This window comes from Burkholderia pyrrocinia (assembly GCF_003330765.1).
Classification (GTDB): domain Bacteria; phylum Pseudomonadota; class Gammaproteobacteria; order Burkholderiales; family Burkholderiaceae; genus Burkholderia; species Burkholderia pyrrocinia_B.
On the sequence record NZ_CP024902.1, the window covers coordinates 1,474,908 to 1,490,806 of the forward strand.

Below are 15,899 nucleotides of genomic sequence, written 5' to 3' on the forward strand. Positions count from 1 at the left end.
AAAATTTCCGCCGACCTGAGCTGTTTCTCGATGTTCGCGTGACATGGGTAATGAAAGCAGCACTGGCCCATCGTCCACCGACTCCCCGATCATGGTTTCCATCCGTCTCACGTATCGGCGCCGTCCGGCGCCTGCCCGTCATCTGCCGCGCGCGTCGCGTCCGGCCGCGCCCGCCGCGCCGGGCCGCTTCGCGCGCCGGCTGGCCGGCGCCATCATGCTGTCGGCGCTGCTGCCGCTGCCCGCGCTTGCCGACACCGACGCCGATGCGGCGCCTGCCGCGCAGCGCGCGTCGCGACGCGCGTTCGACATTCCGGCCGGCCCGCTCGAAGCGGCGCTGAACCGGTTCGGGCGCGACGCGGGCATCCTGCTCGCGTTTCCGGCCGAGCTGACGGCCGGCCTGACGAGCGGCGGCGTGCGTGGCCGGTTCGACGTCGACGGCGCGCTCGACCGCCTGCTGGCGGGCACGGCGCTCGTCGCGCTGCGCCAGCCGGCCGGGGGTTACACGCTGATGCGCACGGACGGCGCGACTGCACGGCCCGTGGCGGCTGGCGCTGCACTGGCCGCCGAACTGCCGACGATCACGGTGCGCAGCAGCGCGTTGCGCGCCGAAAGCTATCGCGCGCCGAAGGAGGCGGGCGTGCTGCGCTCCGACATTCCGCTGCTCGACACCGCGCAGGCCGTCAACGTCGTGCCTGCGCAGGTGCTGCGCGACCAGCGCCCGCGCAATCTCGACGACGCGCTCGGCAACGTGAGCGGCATCACGCAGGGCAACACGCTCGCGGGCACCCAGGACACGATCATGAAGCGCGGCTTCGGCGACAACCGCGACGGCTCGATCATGCGCAACGGGATGCCGATCGTGCAGGGGCGTTCGTTCAACGCGGCGGTCGACAGCGTTGAGGTGCTGAAGGGCCCGACGTCGCTGCTGTACGGGCTGATGGACCCGGGCGGTGTCGTCAACGTCGTCAGCAAGCAGCCGCAGCTCACGCGCTATAACGCGATCTCGCTCGGCGCGTCGACGTTCGGGCACGGCAAGAACGGCGGCAGCGCGACCTTCGACTCGACCGGGCCGGTCGGCGATTCGCGGCTCGCGTACCGGCTGATCGTCGACCAGTCGAACGAGCAGTACTGGCGCAACTTCGGCGAATACCGGCAGACCTTCGTCGCGCCGTCGCTCGCGTGGTACGGCCGCGATACGCAGGTCGTGGTGTCCTACGAGTACCGCCAATTCCATTCGCCGTTCGATCGCGGCACCGCGCTCGACCCGCGCACCAATGCGCCGCTCGACATTCCCGCGCGGCGGCGGATCGACGAGCCGTTCAACACCATGGACGGCGAATCGCATCTCGCGCAACTGAGCGTCGATCACCAGTTCAACGCCGACTGGAGCGCGCATCTCGGCTACAGCTACAACCGTGAGACCTACGATGCGAACCAGCTGCGCACGACCGGTGTCGATCCGGTGACGGGCACGCTGTCGCGCAGCAACGATGCGACGCACGGCTCGCTCAGCACCGACAGCTACGGGATCGGTTACGTGAACGGCAAGCTGACGCTCGCGGGGATGCGCCACGACGTGCAGGTCGGCTTCGACACCGAGTACCGCCGCATCTATCGCAAGGACATGTTGCGGCAGGCCGTGAAGACGCCGTTCAGCTATATCGATCCCGTGTACGGGCTGCTGCCGCCGTCGAGCACCGTGTCCGCGAGCGACAGCGACCAGACCGACACGCTGCACGATGCGTCCGCGTTCTTCCAGGACACGATTCATCTGACCGACAAGTGGATCGTGTCGGGCGGGATCCGCTACATCACGTACAACCAGGTCGCCGGGCGCGGCCGGCCGTTCAAGGCGAACACCGACCTCAGCGGCTCGAAGTGGCTGCCGCGCGCGGGCATCGTCTACAAGTGGACCGATACGTTCTCGCTGTACGGCAGCTATTCGCAATCGCTGAAACCGTCGTCGTCGATCGCGCCGATGACGGGCTACGTGATCGACGGCGCGACGCCGCCCGAGGAAGCGACCGCGTGGGAGATCGGCGGCAAGCTCGACCTGCCGGGCGGGATGACCGGCACGCTCGCGCTGTTCAACATCGACAAGAAGAACGGGCTCGTGTCGCAGTACAACGACGCGACGAATCTGACCGACTGGCGCACGTCGGGCAAGGCGCGCTCGCGCGGCGTCGAGCTCGACCTGTCGGGCAAGATCGGCGAACGCGTGAACGTGATCGCGAGCTATGCGTACATCGATGCGAAGACGGTCGAGGATCCGCTGTATGCGGGCAACCGGCTGTGGAACGTCGCGCGGCACACGGCGTCGCTCGCGGCCGTCTACGACGTCGGCACGCTGATCGGCGGCGACGACCTGCGCATCGGCGCGGCCGCGCGCTACGTCGGCGCGCGGCCCGGTGATTCGGCGAACAGCTTCACGCTGCCGTCGTACGTGCTTGCCGACGCGTTCGCGACGTACGACACGCGGATCGGCAAGCAGAAGCTGTCGTTCCAGCTCAACGTGAAGAACCTCTTCAACCGCACGTACTACCCGTCGAGCGCAAACCGCTACTTCGTCGCGATCGGCGACGCGCGACAGGTGTCGCTGCTGACCACGCTGCAGTTCTGACCACACAATCGCCGCGCGGCCGACACGACAGCGCGTGGCTTCGGAGAAGGCCTTGATGAACCGGAAGATGAAGAGCGGCGCCGTGCGCGCCGTTGCCGCCGGCGCGCGGCGTCGCGCATTGCGCACGATCGCGGGCTCGATGCTCGCGCTGTGCGCGGGCCTGGGCGCAGGCACGCCTGCATGCGCGGCCGATGCGCCGCAGGCCGTCACGCGCGTCGCGATGCTCGTGCAACTGCGCGGCCCGAACCTGAAGGTCGACGAGCGCATCGGCCAGCATCTCGGCGAACGCGGCTACGCGGTGCGCCTGATCGACGAATCGGCCACCCCCGATGCGGCGCGCGACGCCGATCTGGTCTTGATCTCGTCGACGGTGTCGTCGAAGAACGTGCGGCCCGGCTGGCGCACGCTCGACAAGCCGCTCGTGACCTGGGAAAACGACCTGCTCGACGATCTCGCGATGACGGGCAAGCGTCACGACGCCGACTTCGGCGAAACGGGCAAGGAGCGCTACCTGTGGCTCGTCAATGCGCCGCATCCGGTCTCGGCCGGGCTGCCGGCTGGCGCGACGAACGTGTACGGCAAGCAGGCGCCGATGAGCTGGGGCAAGCCGGGGCTCGGCGCGATCACGATCGCGACCGTGTACGGTCAACCCGACAAGGCCGCGATCTTCGCATACGAGAAGGGCGCGACGATGGACTACGAATCGCTCGCGCCCGCGCGCCGCGTGATGTTCTTCCTCGACAACGACACGTTCGTGAACCTGTCGCCGGCCGGCGTCGCGCTGTTCGACGCGGCCATCGACTGGGCGGCCGGGCGGCGCTGAACCGCAACGGCGCCGCTGGCGCGCGACTCAGGCAGCCTGCGGCGGCGCGTGCCGCCGCGACGCCGCTTCAATCATTTGGGCCAGCATCTGCGCGGGTTCCGACATCGTCCGCCGCGCGCGATGCACGAGCCCGATGTCGCGGTGGAACGTGTGGTGTCCGAGATCGATCGCGCGCACGCCGGGCGGCCAGCGGCGATACACGGCGGTCTGCGGCACGATCGCGATGCCGACGCCGTTCTCGACCAGCTTGACGATCGCGTCGAGCTCGTCGAGTTCGCATGTGTCACGCACCGAGATGTGCATCTTCCGCAGAAAGCGATCGACCTGACGGCCGCCGAATGACGCGCGGTCGTAGCGGACGAACGGCTCGTTCGCGAGCAGCTCGGCCCAATCCTTGCCCTTCACGCTGCGCGGCACGATCAGCCGGAACGGTTCCTGCGCGAGCGTCGTCCAGTGCAGGTCGCTCTGCAGCGAAAACGGCGGCCGGATGATCGCGGCCATGTCGATCTCGCCCGCGTCGACCCGGTTGACCAGCTCGATCGACAGCCCCGGTATCACGCGCGTCCGGCATGCGGGATGCCGGCGATGGAACTCGGCCAGCGCGGCCGGCAGCAGCGCGCTCTGCACCGACGCGATCGCGCCGAGCGTCACGCGCACGGCGGCCGGCGAGCCGGGGGCGGTCGAGCTCAGGTTCTCATACTGGCGGATCAGCGCCTGCGCCTGATCGAGCACGTGATGGCCCATCTCGTTGAGCCGGGCCGATCGGCCTTGCCGGTCGAACAGCGCAAAGCCGAGTTCGGCTTCGAGACGCTGCATCTGCGCGCTCACGGCGGCCTGCGTCAGCCCGATACGGTTGCCCGCCGCGGCGAACGTGCCTTCCCGGGCGACGGCGACGAGGGTTTTCAGCTCGCGGATCATTCATCAATTCTGTTTGTGAATTGCAAAATTATATATTGATTTAATTTTTGCTTGACGTTGTCTACCATGGTGCCAGCGTCGCATCGCGCGACCGTTCCTTCACGAGGCAACCATGAGTCTTTCCCCGTTTCACCTGGCGATTCCGGTCTACGATCTGCCGGCCGCGCGCGATTTCTATGGCCGCGTATTCGGGCTGGAAGAAGGGCGGTCGAGCGCGCAATGGGTCGACTTCGACTTCTATGGGCATCAGCTCGTGATTCACGAGCATCCGAAGACCGCGTCGCAGGAAGGCGCGCATACCAATGCGGTCGACGGTCACGAAGTGCCGGTGCCGCATTTCGGGATCGTGCTCGACTGGGTGCGCTGGGAGGCGCTGGCCGAGCGGTTGAGATCGTTCGACGTGAAATTCGTGATCGAACCGTATGTGCGGTTCCAGGGGCAGGTCGGCGAACAGGCGACGATGTTCCTGTTCGATCCGTGCGGCAACGCGCTCGAATTCAAGGCGTTCCGCGACATCGGCCAGCTGTTCGCGAAGTGACGGGCCGGGCCGTCGGCGCCGATTGAAACGGGGTGCGAGAATGCGGCATCCGGCCGGGCCGCGCACAGGCGCGCCGACCGGCGCCGCGCCGCACGGCATCCGTCCGTGCGCGCCGTTCTCCAAGGAACCCGTATGGACAGTCACATCGCTCCGGTGGAGCTGAAGAAAGCCTACCGTCTCCTCAACCACGGCCCGACCGTGCTCGTGTCGGCCCGTCACGACGGCGTCGACAACGTGATGGCCGCCGCCTGGGCGTGCGCGCTGGATTTCCTGCCGCCGAAGCTGACGGTCGTGCTCGACAAATCCGCGAAGACGCGCGAGCTTGTCGAGCGCAGCGGCACGTTCGTGATCCAGGTGCCGACGGCCGCGCAACTGCGGCTCACGCATGCGGTCGGCAGCCACAGTCTCGCGGAGCGGCCCGACAAGTTGCGCGAAGCGGGCGTCACGCTGTTCGACGTCGACGGCCACGACCTGCCGTTCGTCGCCGGATGCTCGGGCTGGCTCGCGTGCAAGCTGATTCCCGAGCCGCACAACCAGCAGACCTACGACCTGTTCATCGGCGAGGTGGTCGGTGCGTGGTCCGACACGCGCGTGTTCCGCGACGGCCACTGGTATTTCGAAACGGCCGATCCCGCGTTGCGCAGCCTGCACTACATCGCGGGCGGCAATTTCTATGCGATCGGCGAGTCGCTGCACGTGGATCCGGACGCACCGTAAGCGTCGGGCGGGCTGCCTTTTCCGCTCCGGGCGCGCGGCTTAAGCGCGCTTTTTCAATTCCGCGAGCATCGCTTGGGCGAACGCCTGCGCGACGCGCGGCAGCGTGCGCCCGCGCTTCGTGACGAGCGCGATCGGCCGCACGAACGCGGGATCGTCGATCGGCTTCACGACCAGCTCGGGCTCGGCGCGCACCTCGCGCGCGGTCGCGGGCAGGATCGTCACGCCGAGGCCGCCGCGCACCATCGCGACGGCCGTCATCATGTAGGTCGGCTCGCACGCGATCTCGGGCGTGCAGCCGGCCGCTTCCAGCGCGGCATCGACGACGCTGCGCACGCTCGTGCCGCGCGCGGTGAGCACGAGCGGCACGCCCGCGACGTCGGCGGTGGTCACGCGGCGCTTACGCGCGAGCGGATGATCGTTCGGACACACGGCGACGAGCCGGTCGGCGCCCGCATACAGCACCTCCAGCGACGCATCGAACGTGTCGCCGCCCGTCAGCCCGAGATCGGCTTCCTCGTTGCGCACCAGCGCGGTGACGAGGCTCGCGACGCCGTCGCGGATCTCGAAGCCCGCGCGCGGCACGTCGCGGCGGAACGACTGGATCAGTTCCGGCAGCACGCTGGACGCGAACGTCGGCAGGCACGCGAGCCGCACCGTGCCGCTCGTGCCTTCGCCGAGCGCGCGCGCATCGCGCAGCACGCGTTCCATGTCGTCGAGCGAGCGCTGCAGCAGCGGCAGCAGCTCGCGCCCGGTCTGCGTGAGCGCGACGCTGCGGCTGTTGCGGTCGAACAGGCGCGCGCCGACGATTTCCTCGAGCCGGCGGATCTGCACGGTCAGCGCCGGTTGCGACAGGTGCAGGCGCGCGGCCGCGCGTGTGAAGTTGCCGGCGTGCGCGACGGTGACGAATGCGCGGATATCGCGAAGATTCAGATCCATAACGGTTCGTGATTGCTGCGATCAAATCATTTCAATTGTGCTATCGCTGCGCCGACCTTACGCTCGTCTCCAACAAAAGACAAGGTAGGAGACAAGGATGCTGCCGTTACTCGGGCTTGGCACGATCGTCGTGCTGCTGGCCGCGATTCTGTCGAAGCGGATGTCGCCGCTCGTCGCGCTGATCATCGTGCCGATCGCGGCGTCGCTGATCGGCGGCTTCGGGCTGCATACCAGCAAGTTCGTCGTCGACGGGCTGAAGGGCCTCGCGCCCGTCGTCGGGATGTTCGTGTTCGCGATCCTGTATTTCGGCACGATCACCGACGCCGGCACGCTCGACCCGATCATCGACCGCATCCTGCGCGCGGTCGGCACGCGGCCGACGCGCATCGTGATGGGTACGACGCTGCTCGCGCTGCTGATCCACCTCGACGGCTCGGGCGCCGTCTGTTTTCTCGTGACGATTCCGGCTGTGCTGCCGCTGTACGACCGGCTGAAGATGGATCGGCGCGTGCTGGCCGCGGCCGTGTCGATGGCCGCGGGCATCAACTTCCTGCCATGGACGGGGCCGATGATCCGCGCGTCGGCATCGCTGCACCTGCCGGTGTCGGCGCTGTTCAATCCGCTGATCCCGGTGCAGGCGATCGGGCTCGTGTTCGTGTTCGGTGCCGCGTACTGGCTCGGGCGGCGCGAGGAGAAGCGGCTCGGCCTGTCGCGCGACGATGCGTCCGTTCCGCTGCCGAAGCGCGAGCTGACGCCCGACGAGCAGGCGCTGCGCCGGCCGCACCTGTTCTGGTTCAACCTCGTGCTGACGTTCGTCGTGCTCGGCACGATGGTGGTGATGGGCGAGAAGATCCCGCCCGCGATCATGTTCATGGTCGGGCTGTGCATCGCGCTGATGGTGAACTATCCGGACGTCGACATGCAGAGGAAGCGGATCGACGCGCATGCGCGTGCCGCACTGATGATGGCCGGCATCCTGCTCGCGGCCGGCGTATTCACGGGGATCATGCAGGGCAGCGGGATGCTGAAGGCGATGGCGCAGGCGGCGGTCGGCTTCGTGCCGCCGTCGATGGCCGGCCACATTCCCGTAGTGCTCGGCTTCGCGTCGATGCCGCTCAGCATGCTGTTCGATCCCGATTCGTTCTACTTCGGCGTGCTGCCCGTGATCGCGGAGGTGGCCGGCCAGCTCGGCGTGCCGGCCGTGCAGGTCGGGCAGGCCGCGCTGCTCGGCCAGATGACGACGGGGTTTCCAGTCAGCCCGCTGACGCCCGCGACGTTCCTCGTCGTCGGCCTGTGCGGCATCGAGCTGGCCGAGCACCAGAAATTCACGTTCCCGCTGCTGTTCGGCGCCTCGATCGTGATGACGATCGCGTGCGTCGTGCTGGGGATCTTTTGATACGGTACCGGACATGACAGCAAAGCAACCTGAACGGCGCGTGCGCATCGGCGCGGGCGCCGGCTACTCGGGCGACCGGATCGAGCCCGCGGTCGAACTGGCCGAACACGGCCGGCTCGACTATCTCGTCTTCGAATGCCTGGCCGAGCGCACGATCGCGATCGCGCAGCAGGCGCGGCGCAAGGACCCGGCGCTCGGCTACGATCCGCTGCTCGACGCGCGGATGCGCGCCGTGCTGCCGGTCGCCGTGCCGAACGGCGTGCGCATCGTGTCGAACATGGGCGCGGCGAACCCGCGCGCGGCCGCGCGGCGTACTGCACAGATCGCGCAATCGCTCGGTTTCGCGCAGCTGAAGGTCGCGGCGGTCGAAGGCGACGACGTGCTCGACGTCGTGCTGCGCGGCGCGTTCCGTTTCGAGGAATCGGGCGACGCAGTCGCCGCGTACCGCGACCGCATCGTGTCCGCGAACGCGTACCTCGGCGCCGCGCCGATCGTCGACGCGCTTGCGGCCGGCGCGGACGTCGTGCTGACCGGGCGCGTCGCCGATCCGTCGCTGTTCGCCGCGCCGCTGATCCACGCGTTCGGCTGGCGGATGGACGACTGGGACACGCTTGGGCAGGCGACGGTCGTCGGCCATCTGCTCGAATGCGCGGGGCAGGTGACGGGCGGCTATTTCGCCGATCCCGGCTACAAGGACGTGCCGGATCTCGCGCGGCTCGGGTTCCCGATCGGCGAAGTCGCGGCCGACGGCTCGGTCGTGATCACGAAGGTGCCGCATGCGGGCGGCCGCGTGAGCGCGGCGACCTGCAAGGAACAGCTGCTCTATGAGATTCACGATCCGGCGCGGTATCTGCAGCCCGATGTCGTTGCGGATTTCACGCGGGTCGCCGTCGCGGAGGAGGCGGCGGACCGTGTGCGCGTGACAGGCGGGCGCGGTACCGCGCGGCCCGATACGCTGAAGGTGTCGGTGGCTTACATCGACGGCTACATCGGCGAAGGACAGCTCTCGTACGGCGGCCCGGGCGCGCTCGAACGCGCGCGCCTCGCGCTCGACATCGTCCGCGAGCGGCTGGCGCTGACCGGCGTCGCCGCGACCGAGTTGCGCTTCGACCTGATCGGCGTCGATTCGCTGTATGGCGACGCAACGCCGGCCGTGCGCGGCGAGCCGGCCGAGGTGCGCGTGCGGGTGGCCGGCCGTGCGGCAAGCGCCGATGAAGCGGCGCGGATCGGCAATGAAGTCGAGACGCTCTATACGAACGGGCCGGCCGGCGGCGGCGGCGCGTTCAAGTCGACGCGCGAGGTGATCGCGGTGCAGTCGGTGCTGCTGCCGCGCGCGGCCGTGACGCCGTCGTTTTCATTCGTGGAGGCCTGATGCAACTGCGTGAACTCGCGCATGCGCGCACTGGCGACAAGGGCAATACGCTGAACGTGTCGGTCATTTGCCGCGATCCGCGTCATTACGAGCATCTGCGCACGCATCTGGATGCGGAATCGGTGAAGGCATGGCTCACGGGAATCGTGCGCGGCGATGTCGTGCGTTACGAATTGCCAGCGCTCGGTGCGTTCAATTTCGTCCTGCGCGACGCGCTCGGCGGCGGCGTGACGCGCTCGCTCGCGCTCGACGCGCATGGCAAGTCGGTCAGCTCGGCGTTGCTGGCGATCGAGGTGCCCGACCCGGCGTGACGGCGGGCGTCGCCCGGGGGGGCGGGCATGGGCTCACGGAATCAGCAGTTCGCGACGCCCGTCCGCGTGCTCGATGTGCTCGCCGGCGATGTGCAGGCGCTGATCCTTTCGATAGTCATAGATCGAGCGCGACGCGGCGAGCTGGTCGAAATCGAGCTCGACCGCATGACGCGATTCGGTGTTGCCGGCTTCGAAGATCACATTGCCGAACGGATCGACCGCGAGGCTGCCGCCCGCGAACACGACATCGTGCGTGCTGTCGCCGACGCGGTTGGCCACCACCACGAACACCTGGTTCTCCATCGCGCGCGCCGACGCCGATGTGCGGTGGACGTAGCGGTACGGTTCCATGTTGCCGTCGGTGACGAGGATCAACTGCGCGCCGAGCGCGGCGAGCGCGCGGCCGGTTTCAGGGAATTCGCTGTCGTAGCAGATCAGCAGGCCGATCCGCACGCCGCGCCATTCGACGGTCGCGTAGCGGTCGCCGGGCAGCACGACGCCGTGTTCGCTCACCCACAGATGCGTCTTGCGATAGCGCAGCGCGATGCCGTCCGGCGTAACGAACACGGTTGTGTTGTAGAACTTGCCGCCGTCGTTCTCGATCAGCCCGACCACCACGGCGACGTCGCGCGCGCGTGCGGCCGCGATGACCGCGCCGATGCTGGGGCCGTCGAGCGGTTCCGCGCATTCCGCGAGATTGGACGGATCGAGAAAGCCCGTGAGCTGCGCTTCCGGAAACATCACGATGTCCGTGCCGGGCGCGCAGGTTGCGATTGCTTCCAGCGTGCGCTGCAGGTTGTAGTGCGTGTCGCCGTCGCGACCGGCGAGCTGGACGATATCGAGCTTCAGTTTCATGGGCGAATTCGGTGGCTGTGATCCGTTGCCGGCGGCGCCGGAAGGAGGGGAAAACAGGCCCCAGTATGCGCCGAACGGCCGGTTTTCCCATCCCGCCGATGCGTTAACCCGTCAGGGGTATTGATCTCGTCGTGCTCGCGTCGACGTCCTGCTGTCGGAACAAACGGCGAAGTAAAAAAAACGCCGACCCTTCTGCAAGGGTCGGCGAACAGGTCCTGATTGACGAGGAAATTGCTACAGAACCCAGGCCACCATGTGTCGCCCGCGGCCGAAGTGTGTTGCGCGCAGGCGAACAAAATCGGATTCGGCAAGGATAGTGACCGGTGCAACGTATGCCCAGACGCCACGGCCGATAGACGGTATCGGCGCGCGATGGGGTTAGCCGTCAAGCAGCGCCCAGTCGAACAGTTCGCTGCGCGTGCGCACGCCGAGCTTCGCGAACGCGCGCTTTACGTAGGTTTCGGCGGTGGAGAGACGGATGTCGAGCAGGGTCGCGGCTTCCGGCACCGAGCGGCCGCTCAGCAGCAGCTTGCAGATTTCCTGCTCGCGGCGCGACAGGCGCACGTCCTGGCGCGCGACGCGCGCATCGAAGCCGTGATGCGACGGCGCACGGCCGGCCGCCGGCGCGATGCGGCGTGCGGCGCATGAGCGCGCATGCATTTCGAGCAGCGGGAACAGCAGGTCGGCCATCTGCCGCAGGTGGAACAGCTCGTCGCGGCTGAACGCAGCCTGGTGGGTCGAGCGCGTGACCGACAGCGCATACTGGCCGTTCGCATTGCCGTGCACGAGCATGCATTCCTGCGTGACGCGCTGTTCGTCGAAGAAGCGCCGGCGGAAATCGCCGTCGGGCAGGCCGCCGACGTGCCGCTGCAGCAGCAGCGTGCCGGTCGTGCCGCGCACCGGCTCGACGAGCGGATCGGTTTGCCAGAAATCCCGATAGTACGCATCCATCAGCGCGCACAGCTCCTGATGCGGGTCACCCCAGCTCCCGAGCCACTCGATCAGGTAGCCCGACGCGGCGCCCGGATCGGGCCGCCAGCGTTCGAGATGGATCGCGTCGGTGACGAGGTTCTCGTTGACGAAGCGGGCGACAGCATCGGCGAACCCGGCGGTGCCGGTCGCCCGGATCGCGTTGCCGAGCGTCTGGGGCCGCACGACGATGACAGGGCCGCCGTGGCCGGGCGGAGCGAGGGGAGGGAGGCGCATGGATGGCTGCTCGGAAGGCTGAACGATACGCAGACCTTACGCGAGCGTCGCGCGGGCGTCAGCCGGGGAATGCCCGCGCCAGGCCAGTGGAGGCGATGGCGCGCATCGCATCAGGCAGCGGTCTGCGCTTTCAGGAACAGCGAAAACAGCTCCGACTGCGAGTTGATGGCGAGCTTCGCGTAGATGTTGCGCCGGTGCACCTTGACCGTTTCCGCCGAAATCGCCAGCTTGTTCGCGACTTCCTTGTTCGAGCGGCCGCTCAGGATCAGCCGGATCACGTCGAGTTCGCGCGCGGTGAGCGGCGTACCGAGCCGCGCCATCGCATGTTCGAAGTTGTCCTGCGCATTGGCACCGGCCCGGCGCGGCGGTGAGGGTTCGGCGGGCGTTTGCTCGAACGCGAGGCGCTGCCGCATCAGCGCGACCACCCATGGCCGGACCAGGTCGAGCAACGCAACCTGTTCGGGGCTGAAGCGCCGCTTGCTGCCGAGCGACAGGCACAGCGTGCGCGAGTCGTCGAGCACGACGTTGAACTGCATCTCGTCCTCGACGACGTTGTGCGTGAAATAGAGCGTGTAGTACTCGGTGTCGCGAAAGCACTCGGGCGCCACGTCGGACAGCCGGAACAGGCCGCTTTTCGGTGCGTCGCGGTTCGCGATGTAGAACGGATCCAGCAGGTACAGGCCCTGCACGTAGTCGCGAAACAGCGGGTCGGGGCCGCCGCCTTCGTACGCGCATTCGGCGAATACCTGCGGGCGGCCGTCGCCGAACATCAGCGCGACCCAGCTGTCGACCGCGACGTAGTCCTCGATCAGCCGGATCAGCGACAGCCAGAAGCCCGGCTGGTCGAGCGACTCGATGAGCCGCCCGACCGATCGGTGCCATGCGACGTCCTGCAAGGTCAGGTTCATGCGTAAGTCCGTGTCGGGCCGGCCGATGCGCGCTTGCGATGCCGCGCCGTGCGTGTACGCTACGGACTCGCGGGCGCATTCCGCGCGCATCGAACGGATCCTGCAATGAAGAACGAGATCGTAACGCCGGCCGGCGCGAATGGCGAGGCCGAGGCGGCCATGCAGAACGGGATGCCGGGCATGGATTCGGATGGCACGGCCGGCACGATCGATCTGTACGTGCTGAAGCCGGCGCCGGACGGCAAGACGCTCGAGCCGGTCGATCTGGCTGCCGGTCGGCAATGCGATCGTCGAAGCGGCGCCGCGCATCAACGAAGCGCTCGACAATTCGGGATCGCTCGATTGCGGCAACGCGAAGTCGCATTGCGAGAGCCGCACGTTCACGATCGTGCCCGACACGACGGGCACCGGCGACGTCTATCCGCTGGCGGTGACCGAGACGGGCGCGCGTGGCGACAAGGCCATCCACGCGCGCTATACGGTGAAATTCGACGCATCGCGCGGCCGCTACGTCGTGCCGAAGGCGTTGCGCGAAGGGTATTGAGCGTCCGCGCGCGGGAACGGGCGGCATGGCGCCGCCCGCATATCACACGTACAGGTAGCGCACGAGGTGGAAGAACACCGGCGCGGCGAAGCAGATCGAATCGACGCGATCGAGCATCCCGCCGTGACCCGCGATCATCGAGCCCCAGTCCTTCGTGCCGAGCGAGCGCTTGACGGCCGACAGCACGAGCCCGCCGACGAAGCCCGCGATCACGATCGCGAGCGAGATCCCGAACGCCGCGCCGAAGCTGAACGGCGTCACGCGATACAGCGACGCGCCGCACAGCGTCGCGAGCAGGCCGCCGCCGACGAAGCCTTCGATCGTCTTCGACGGCGACAGGCGCGGTGCGATCTTGCGCCGCCCGAACAGCTTGCCGACGATGTACTGCAGCACGTCGCTGACCTGCACGACGAACAGGAAGAAGAACAGCAGCAGCGCGTTCTGCCCGGTGTAGCGCGGGATGTCGAGGATCAGCACGGCCGGCGCATGGCTCAACCCGTACACGCACACCATCAGCGCCCAGTTGATCTTCGCGTTGCGGCTCAGGAATTCGCGCGTGTCCTGCGTGAGCGCCGACACCAGCGACATCGCGAAGAACAGGTGCACGGGCACGAAGATCGAATACATCCCGTACCAGTTGATCGAGAGCAGCACGTACTGCACGGGGATCGCGACGAAGAACGCGATGAACAGCGTCGTGTGGTCGCTCGCGGTGGTCGGCGTGAGCGTGATGAATTCGCGCAGCGTCAGGTAGGACAGCACCGCGAACACGAGATACGTGACGTTGTTGCCGAGGCCGATCGCGATGACCATGATCGCGATCATGGCCCACCATGCGCGGATGCGCTGGTTCAGGTTGACGATGGTCGAACTGGTGCCGCCGCTGCGCGCGCCGAGGATCGCGCCGATCACGGTCGCGACGACGAGCACGCCCGTGACGCCCGCGACCAGTTCCCAGAAGAGAGTTCGCATGGGGATATCCGGAAAAGGAACAGGAGGGCGCCGCGTTCAGCCCGCGGGCCGCTGCGGCGCGAGTGCGACGACCGCGTCGCGCATGCGGGCGAGGAACGTCGGCTTCTCTTCCTGGTTGCCGAGCGCGTCGTTCGCGCCGAAGTGCACCTTGCAGATCAGCGGCACGGGCCAGATTGCCCCCTTCGGCATGATGCGCTGCAGGTTCTCGAGGTAGACGGGCGCGAGCGCGACGCTCGGGAACTCGGTCGCGAGGTGGAACAGCCCGCTCTTGAACGGTTGCGGCAGCACGTCGGCGCCGCGCGTGCCTTCCGGGAAGATGATGATCGAATGGCCTTGCCGCAGCGCGTCGCGCACCGGATCGAGCGGGTCACCCCCGGATTCGCGGTGGCGGTCGATCAGCACGACGTTCAGCAGCTTCTGCGCGATGTGGCGCTTCATGTCGCTGCTGTCCCAGTAGTCGCGCGCGGCGACCGGCCGTACGACTGCGCGCACGTCGCGCGGCAGCGCGGCGAGGATCGCGAGCGTGTCGATGTGGCTCGTGTGGTTCGAGAAGTAGATTTTCTGCGTCGGGGATGGCGGCGACTGATGCCAGACCGGATACGCGCCGGCGACAAGCCGCACGATGGACAGCAGGAAATCGCGCTGCCAGACGTTGAGGATGTTCATCGGCGCGGTGCCTCCTGCTTGCGTGCCCGGCCCGCCGAGCATGCGCGGCGGGCGGAATCCCGGAATGCCGGCGCGGCAGGATGCGCGCCGGACGGCCCTTGTTTAAATTTTTTCAAATTCGTGGCTGCCTGTCGCAGGTCCGCGATAATCGGTCGATTCGCCGCCGCACGCATGTTGCGTAGCGGTGAATGCGCCGGCCAGCGGCGTGATTGTCGGCTGTTGCACGCGTGCTCGTTTGCAGTTCGAATGGATCTCGCCGCAGTCGAGGCCAGCGGATTATCGCGAGTTTCCGTAAAAAACGCCAGATTGGCCCGGCGGGCGGCCCGGGCAGCCTGCTTGACGCATCGGGGCCGGTCGGCGACGATGAGGGCCGTCCATTGAAGGCCGACGAAGGCCGTTTCGCCGCCCGGGGCATGGCGGCGGGAAACGTATCCGACTGTGCCGCGCAAATAAAACGATGAGCCTCTACGCACTCAAACCCAAATTCCAGAACCGTCTGCGCCCGTTCGCGAATTCGCTTGCCGAACGCGGCGTCACCGCGAACCAGGTCACGCTGTTCGCGGCCGGCGGCTCGATCGTCGTCGGCGCGCTCGCCGGGCTCGGCGTGTTCGCCCGTGTGCTGTTCCTGCTGATTCCGCTGTGGCTGTTCGCGCGGATGGCGCTCAACGCAATCGACGGGATGCTCGCGCGCGAGCACGGGCAGAAGAGCACGCTCGGCGCGTACCTGAACGAGCTGGGCGACATCGTTTCCGACGTCGCGCTCGTGCTGCCGTTCCTCGCCATTTCCGCGTTCGCTCCGGCGGACGTCTGGCTGTTCGCGCTGACGGCGGTCATCGTCGAATGCGCGGGGCTGATCGGGCCGCTCGTCGGCGCGACGCGCCGCTACGACGGCCCGTTCGGCAAGAGCGACCGCGCGCTGGCCCTTGGCGCGTTCGCGCTGTGGATCGGCTTCGGCCTGCCGGTCGGTAGCGTCGCCGCGTGGTTGTGGCGCCTGCTGATCGTGCTGTCGATCGTGACGGTGGTGCGGCGCGTGCAGGCCGGTATCGCTGAAAAGGGCGGTTGACCGTCCGGGCGCCGGAGGGCGGCGCCGCATGATTCGAATAACGAAACGAGAGAG

Annotated in this window: 15 protein-coding genes and 1 pseudogene; 9 read left to right on the plus strand and 7 right to left on the minus strand. The window is 67.7% G+C overall.

Annotated elements, in window-relative coordinates; all coding sequences use genetic code 11:
- Positions 1-43 precede the first annotated feature (43 nt).
- A complete protein-coding gene (locus CUJ89_RS07105; RefSeq protein ID WP_114176724.1) occupies positions 44-2,620 on the plus strand; it encodes a TonB-dependent siderophore receptor in 2,577 nt (858 codons plus the stop codon).
- 55 nt (positions 2,621-2,675) lie between these two features.
- On the plus strand, positions 2,676-3,443 hold the full coding sequence (locus CUJ89_RS07110; RefSeq protein ID WP_114176725.1) for a hypothetical protein: 768 nt from the start codon (positions 2,676-2,678) through the stop codon (positions 3,441-3,443).
- Between the two features lie 27 nt (positions 3,444-3,470).
- Here CUJ89_RS07110 and CUJ89_RS07115 read toward each other — a convergent pair whose 3' ends face one another.
- A complete protein-coding gene (locus tag CUJ89_RS07115; RefSeq protein WP_114176726.1) occupies positions 3,471-4,361 on the minus strand; it encodes a LysR family transcriptional regulator in 891 nt (296 codons plus the stop codon).
- A gap of 112 nt (positions 4,362-4,473) precedes the next feature.
- Between CUJ89_RS07115 and CUJ89_RS07120 the strand changes: the two genes are divergently transcribed.
- Both CUJ89_RS07120 and CUJ89_RS07125 read left to right on the plus strand, forming a co-directional pair.
- Positions 4,474-4,899 (plus strand): VOC family protein, encoded by a 426-nt coding sequence (locus CUJ89_RS07120; RefSeq protein WP_114176727.1) that lies wholly within the window; start codon positions 4,474-4,476, stop codon positions 4,897-4,899.
- A gap of 132 nt (positions 4,900-5,031) precedes the next feature.
- Complete coding sequence (locus tag CUJ89_RS07125; RefSeq protein WP_114176728.1) at positions 5,032-5,616, plus strand: flavin reductase family protein; 585 nt, start codon at positions 5,032-5,034, stop codon at positions 5,614-5,616.
- A 39-nt stretch (positions 5,617-5,655) separates the two neighbouring features.
- On the opposite strand, the gene CUJ89_RS07130 is transcribed toward CUJ89_RS07125, so the two are convergent.
- Positions 5,656-6,552, minus strand: coding sequence for a LysR family transcriptional regulator (locus CUJ89_RS07130; protein WP_114176729.1), 897 nt, complete (start codon positions 6,550-6,552; stop codon positions 5,656-5,658).
- Positions 6,553-6,649: 97 nt separating this feature from the next.
- Here CUJ89_RS07130 and CUJ89_RS07135 point away from each other — a divergent pair, with 97 nt between their 5' ends.
- The 3 genes from CUJ89_RS07135 to CUJ89_RS07145 are packed head-to-tail and all read left to right on the plus strand — an operon-like array spanning position 6,650 to position 9,631.
- Positions 6,650-7,948 (plus strand): CitMHS family transporter, encoded by a 1,299-nt coding sequence (locus CUJ89_RS07135; RefSeq protein WP_114176730.1) that lies wholly within the window; start codon positions 6,650-6,652, stop codon positions 7,946-7,948.
- A 13-nt stretch (positions 7,949-7,961) separates the two neighbouring features.
- Positions 7,962-9,320: an acyclic terpene utilization AtuA family protein gene (locus tag CUJ89_RS07140; protein WP_114176731.1), complete on the plus strand. Its 1,359-nt coding sequence runs from the start codon at positions 7,962-7,964 to the stop codon at positions 9,318-9,320.
- Positions 9,320-9,631, plus strand: a complete 312-nt coding sequence (locus CUJ89_RS07145; protein ID WP_114176732.1) for a hypothetical protein — start codon at positions 9,320-9,322, stop codon at positions 9,629-9,631. The genes CUJ89_RS07140 and CUJ89_RS07145 overlap by 1 nt, the downstream gene beginning before the upstream one ends.
- Before the next feature lie 33 nt (positions 9,632-9,664).
- On the opposite strand, the gene CUJ89_RS07150 is transcribed toward CUJ89_RS07145, so the two are convergent.
- The 3 genes from CUJ89_RS07150 to CUJ89_RS07160 all read right to left on the minus strand — a co-directional run bounded on the left by CUJ89_RS07150 (position 9,665) and on the right by CUJ89_RS07160 (position 12,600).
- On the minus strand, positions 9,665-10,486 hold the full coding sequence (locus CUJ89_RS07150) for a carbon-nitrogen hydrolase family protein (protein ID WP_114176733.1): 822 nt from the start codon (positions 10,484-10,486) through the stop codon (positions 9,665-9,667).
- A gap of 378 nt (positions 10,487-10,864) precedes the next feature.
- Positions 10,865-11,692 carry a helix-turn-helix transcriptional regulator gene (locus CUJ89_RS07155; protein WP_114176734.1) on the minus strand — a complete coding sequence of 276 codons (828 nt, stop codon included), beginning with the start codon at positions 11,690-11,692 and terminating at the stop codon, positions 10,865-10,867.
- 110 nt (positions 11,693-11,802) lie between these two features.
- Positions 11,803-12,600: a LuxR C-terminal-related transcriptional regulator gene (locus CUJ89_RS07160; protein WP_114178520.1), complete on the minus strand. Its 798-nt coding sequence runs from the start codon at positions 12,598-12,600 to the stop codon at positions 11,803-11,805.
- Between the two features lie 141 nt (positions 12,601-12,741).
- Between CUJ89_RS07160 and CUJ89_RS07165 the strand changes: the two are divergent.
- Positions 12,742-13,144: pseudogene (locus tag CUJ89_RS07165) on the plus strand (topoisomerase IV); the annotation flags it as partial.
- Positions 13,145-13,186: 42 nt separating this feature from the next.
- Here the strand turns inward: CUJ89_RS07165 and CUJ89_RS07170 are convergent.
- Entirely contained in the window at positions 13,187-14,116 is a 930-nt protein-coding gene (locus CUJ89_RS07170; protein ID WP_114176735.1) for a phosphatidate cytidylyltransferase, read from the minus strand.
- Between the two features lie 36 nt (positions 14,117-14,152).
- Entirely contained in the window at positions 14,153-14,782 is a 630-nt protein-coding gene (locus CUJ89_RS07175; RefSeq protein ID WP_114178521.1) for a lysophospholipid acyltransferase family protein, read from the minus strand.
- Between the two features lie 457 nt (positions 14,783-15,239).
- Between CUJ89_RS07175 and CUJ89_RS07185 the strand changes: the two genes are divergently transcribed.
- Positions 15,240-15,845 (plus strand): CDP-alcohol phosphatidyltransferase family protein, encoded by a 606-nt coding sequence (locus CUJ89_RS07185; RefSeq protein ID WP_114176736.1) that lies wholly within the window; start codon positions 15,240-15,242, stop codon positions 15,843-15,845.
- Positions 15,846-15,899: the final 54 nt, after the last annotated feature.

Coding starts and splice junctions, on each gene's coding strand:
- CUJ89_RS07105 (WP_114176724.1), top strand. CDS start 44: ATGGGTAATGAAAGCAGCACTGGCCCATCGTCCACCGACTCCCCGATC.
- CUJ89_RS07115 (WP_114176726.1), bottom strand. CDS start 4,361: ATGATCCGCGAGCTGAAAACCCTCGTCGCCGTCGCCCGGGAAGGCACG.
- CUJ89_RS07150 (WP_114176733.1), bottom strand. CDS start 10,486: ATGAAACTGAAGCTCGATATCGTCCAGCTCGCCGGTCGCGACGGCGAC.
- CUJ89_RS07170 (WP_114176735.1), bottom strand. CDS start 14,116: ATGCGAACTCTCTTCTGGGAACTGGTCGCGGGCGTCACGGGCGTGCTC.
- CUJ89_RS07175 (WP_114178521.1), bottom strand. CDS start 14,782: ATGAACATCCTCAACGTCTGGCAGCGCGATTTCCTGCTGTCCATCGTG.
- CUJ89_RS07185 (WP_114176736.1), top strand. CDS start 15,240: ATGAGCCTCTACGCACTCAAACCCAAATTCCAGAACCGTCTGCGCCCG.
- CUJ89_RS07160 (WP_114178520.1), bottom strand. CDS start 12,600: ATGAACCTGACCTTGCAGGACGTCGCATGGCACCGATCGGTCGGGCGG.
- CUJ89_RS07145 (WP_114176732.1), top strand. CDS start 9,320: ATGCAACTGCGTGAACTCGCGCATGCGCGCACTGGCGACAAGGGCAAT.
- CUJ89_RS07155 (WP_114176734.1), bottom strand. CDS start 11,692: ATGCGCCTCCCTCCCCTCGCTCCGCCCGGCCACGGCGGCCCTGTCATC.
- CUJ89_RS07130 (WP_114176729.1), bottom strand. CDS start 6,552: ATGGATCTGAATCTTCGCGATATCCGCGCATTCGTCACCGTCGCGCAC.
- CUJ89_RS07110 (WP_114176725.1), top strand. CDS start 2,676: ATGAACCGGAAGATGAAGAGCGGCGCCGTGCGCGCCGTTGCCGCCGGC.
- CUJ89_RS07120 (WP_114176727.1), top strand. CDS start 4,474: ATGAGTCTTTCCCCGTTTCACCTGGCGATTCCGGTCTACGATCTGCCG.
- CUJ89_RS07135 (WP_114176730.1), top strand. CDS start 6,650: ATGCTGCCGTTACTCGGGCTTGGCACGATCGTCGTGCTGCTGGCCGCG.
- CUJ89_RS07125 (WP_114176728.1), top strand. CDS start 5,032: ATGGACAGTCACATCGCTCCGGTGGAGCTGAAGAAAGCCTACCGTCTC.
- CUJ89_RS07140 (WP_114176731.1), top strand. CDS start 7,962: ATGACAGCAAAGCAACCTGAACGGCGCGTGCGCATCGGCGCGGGCGCC.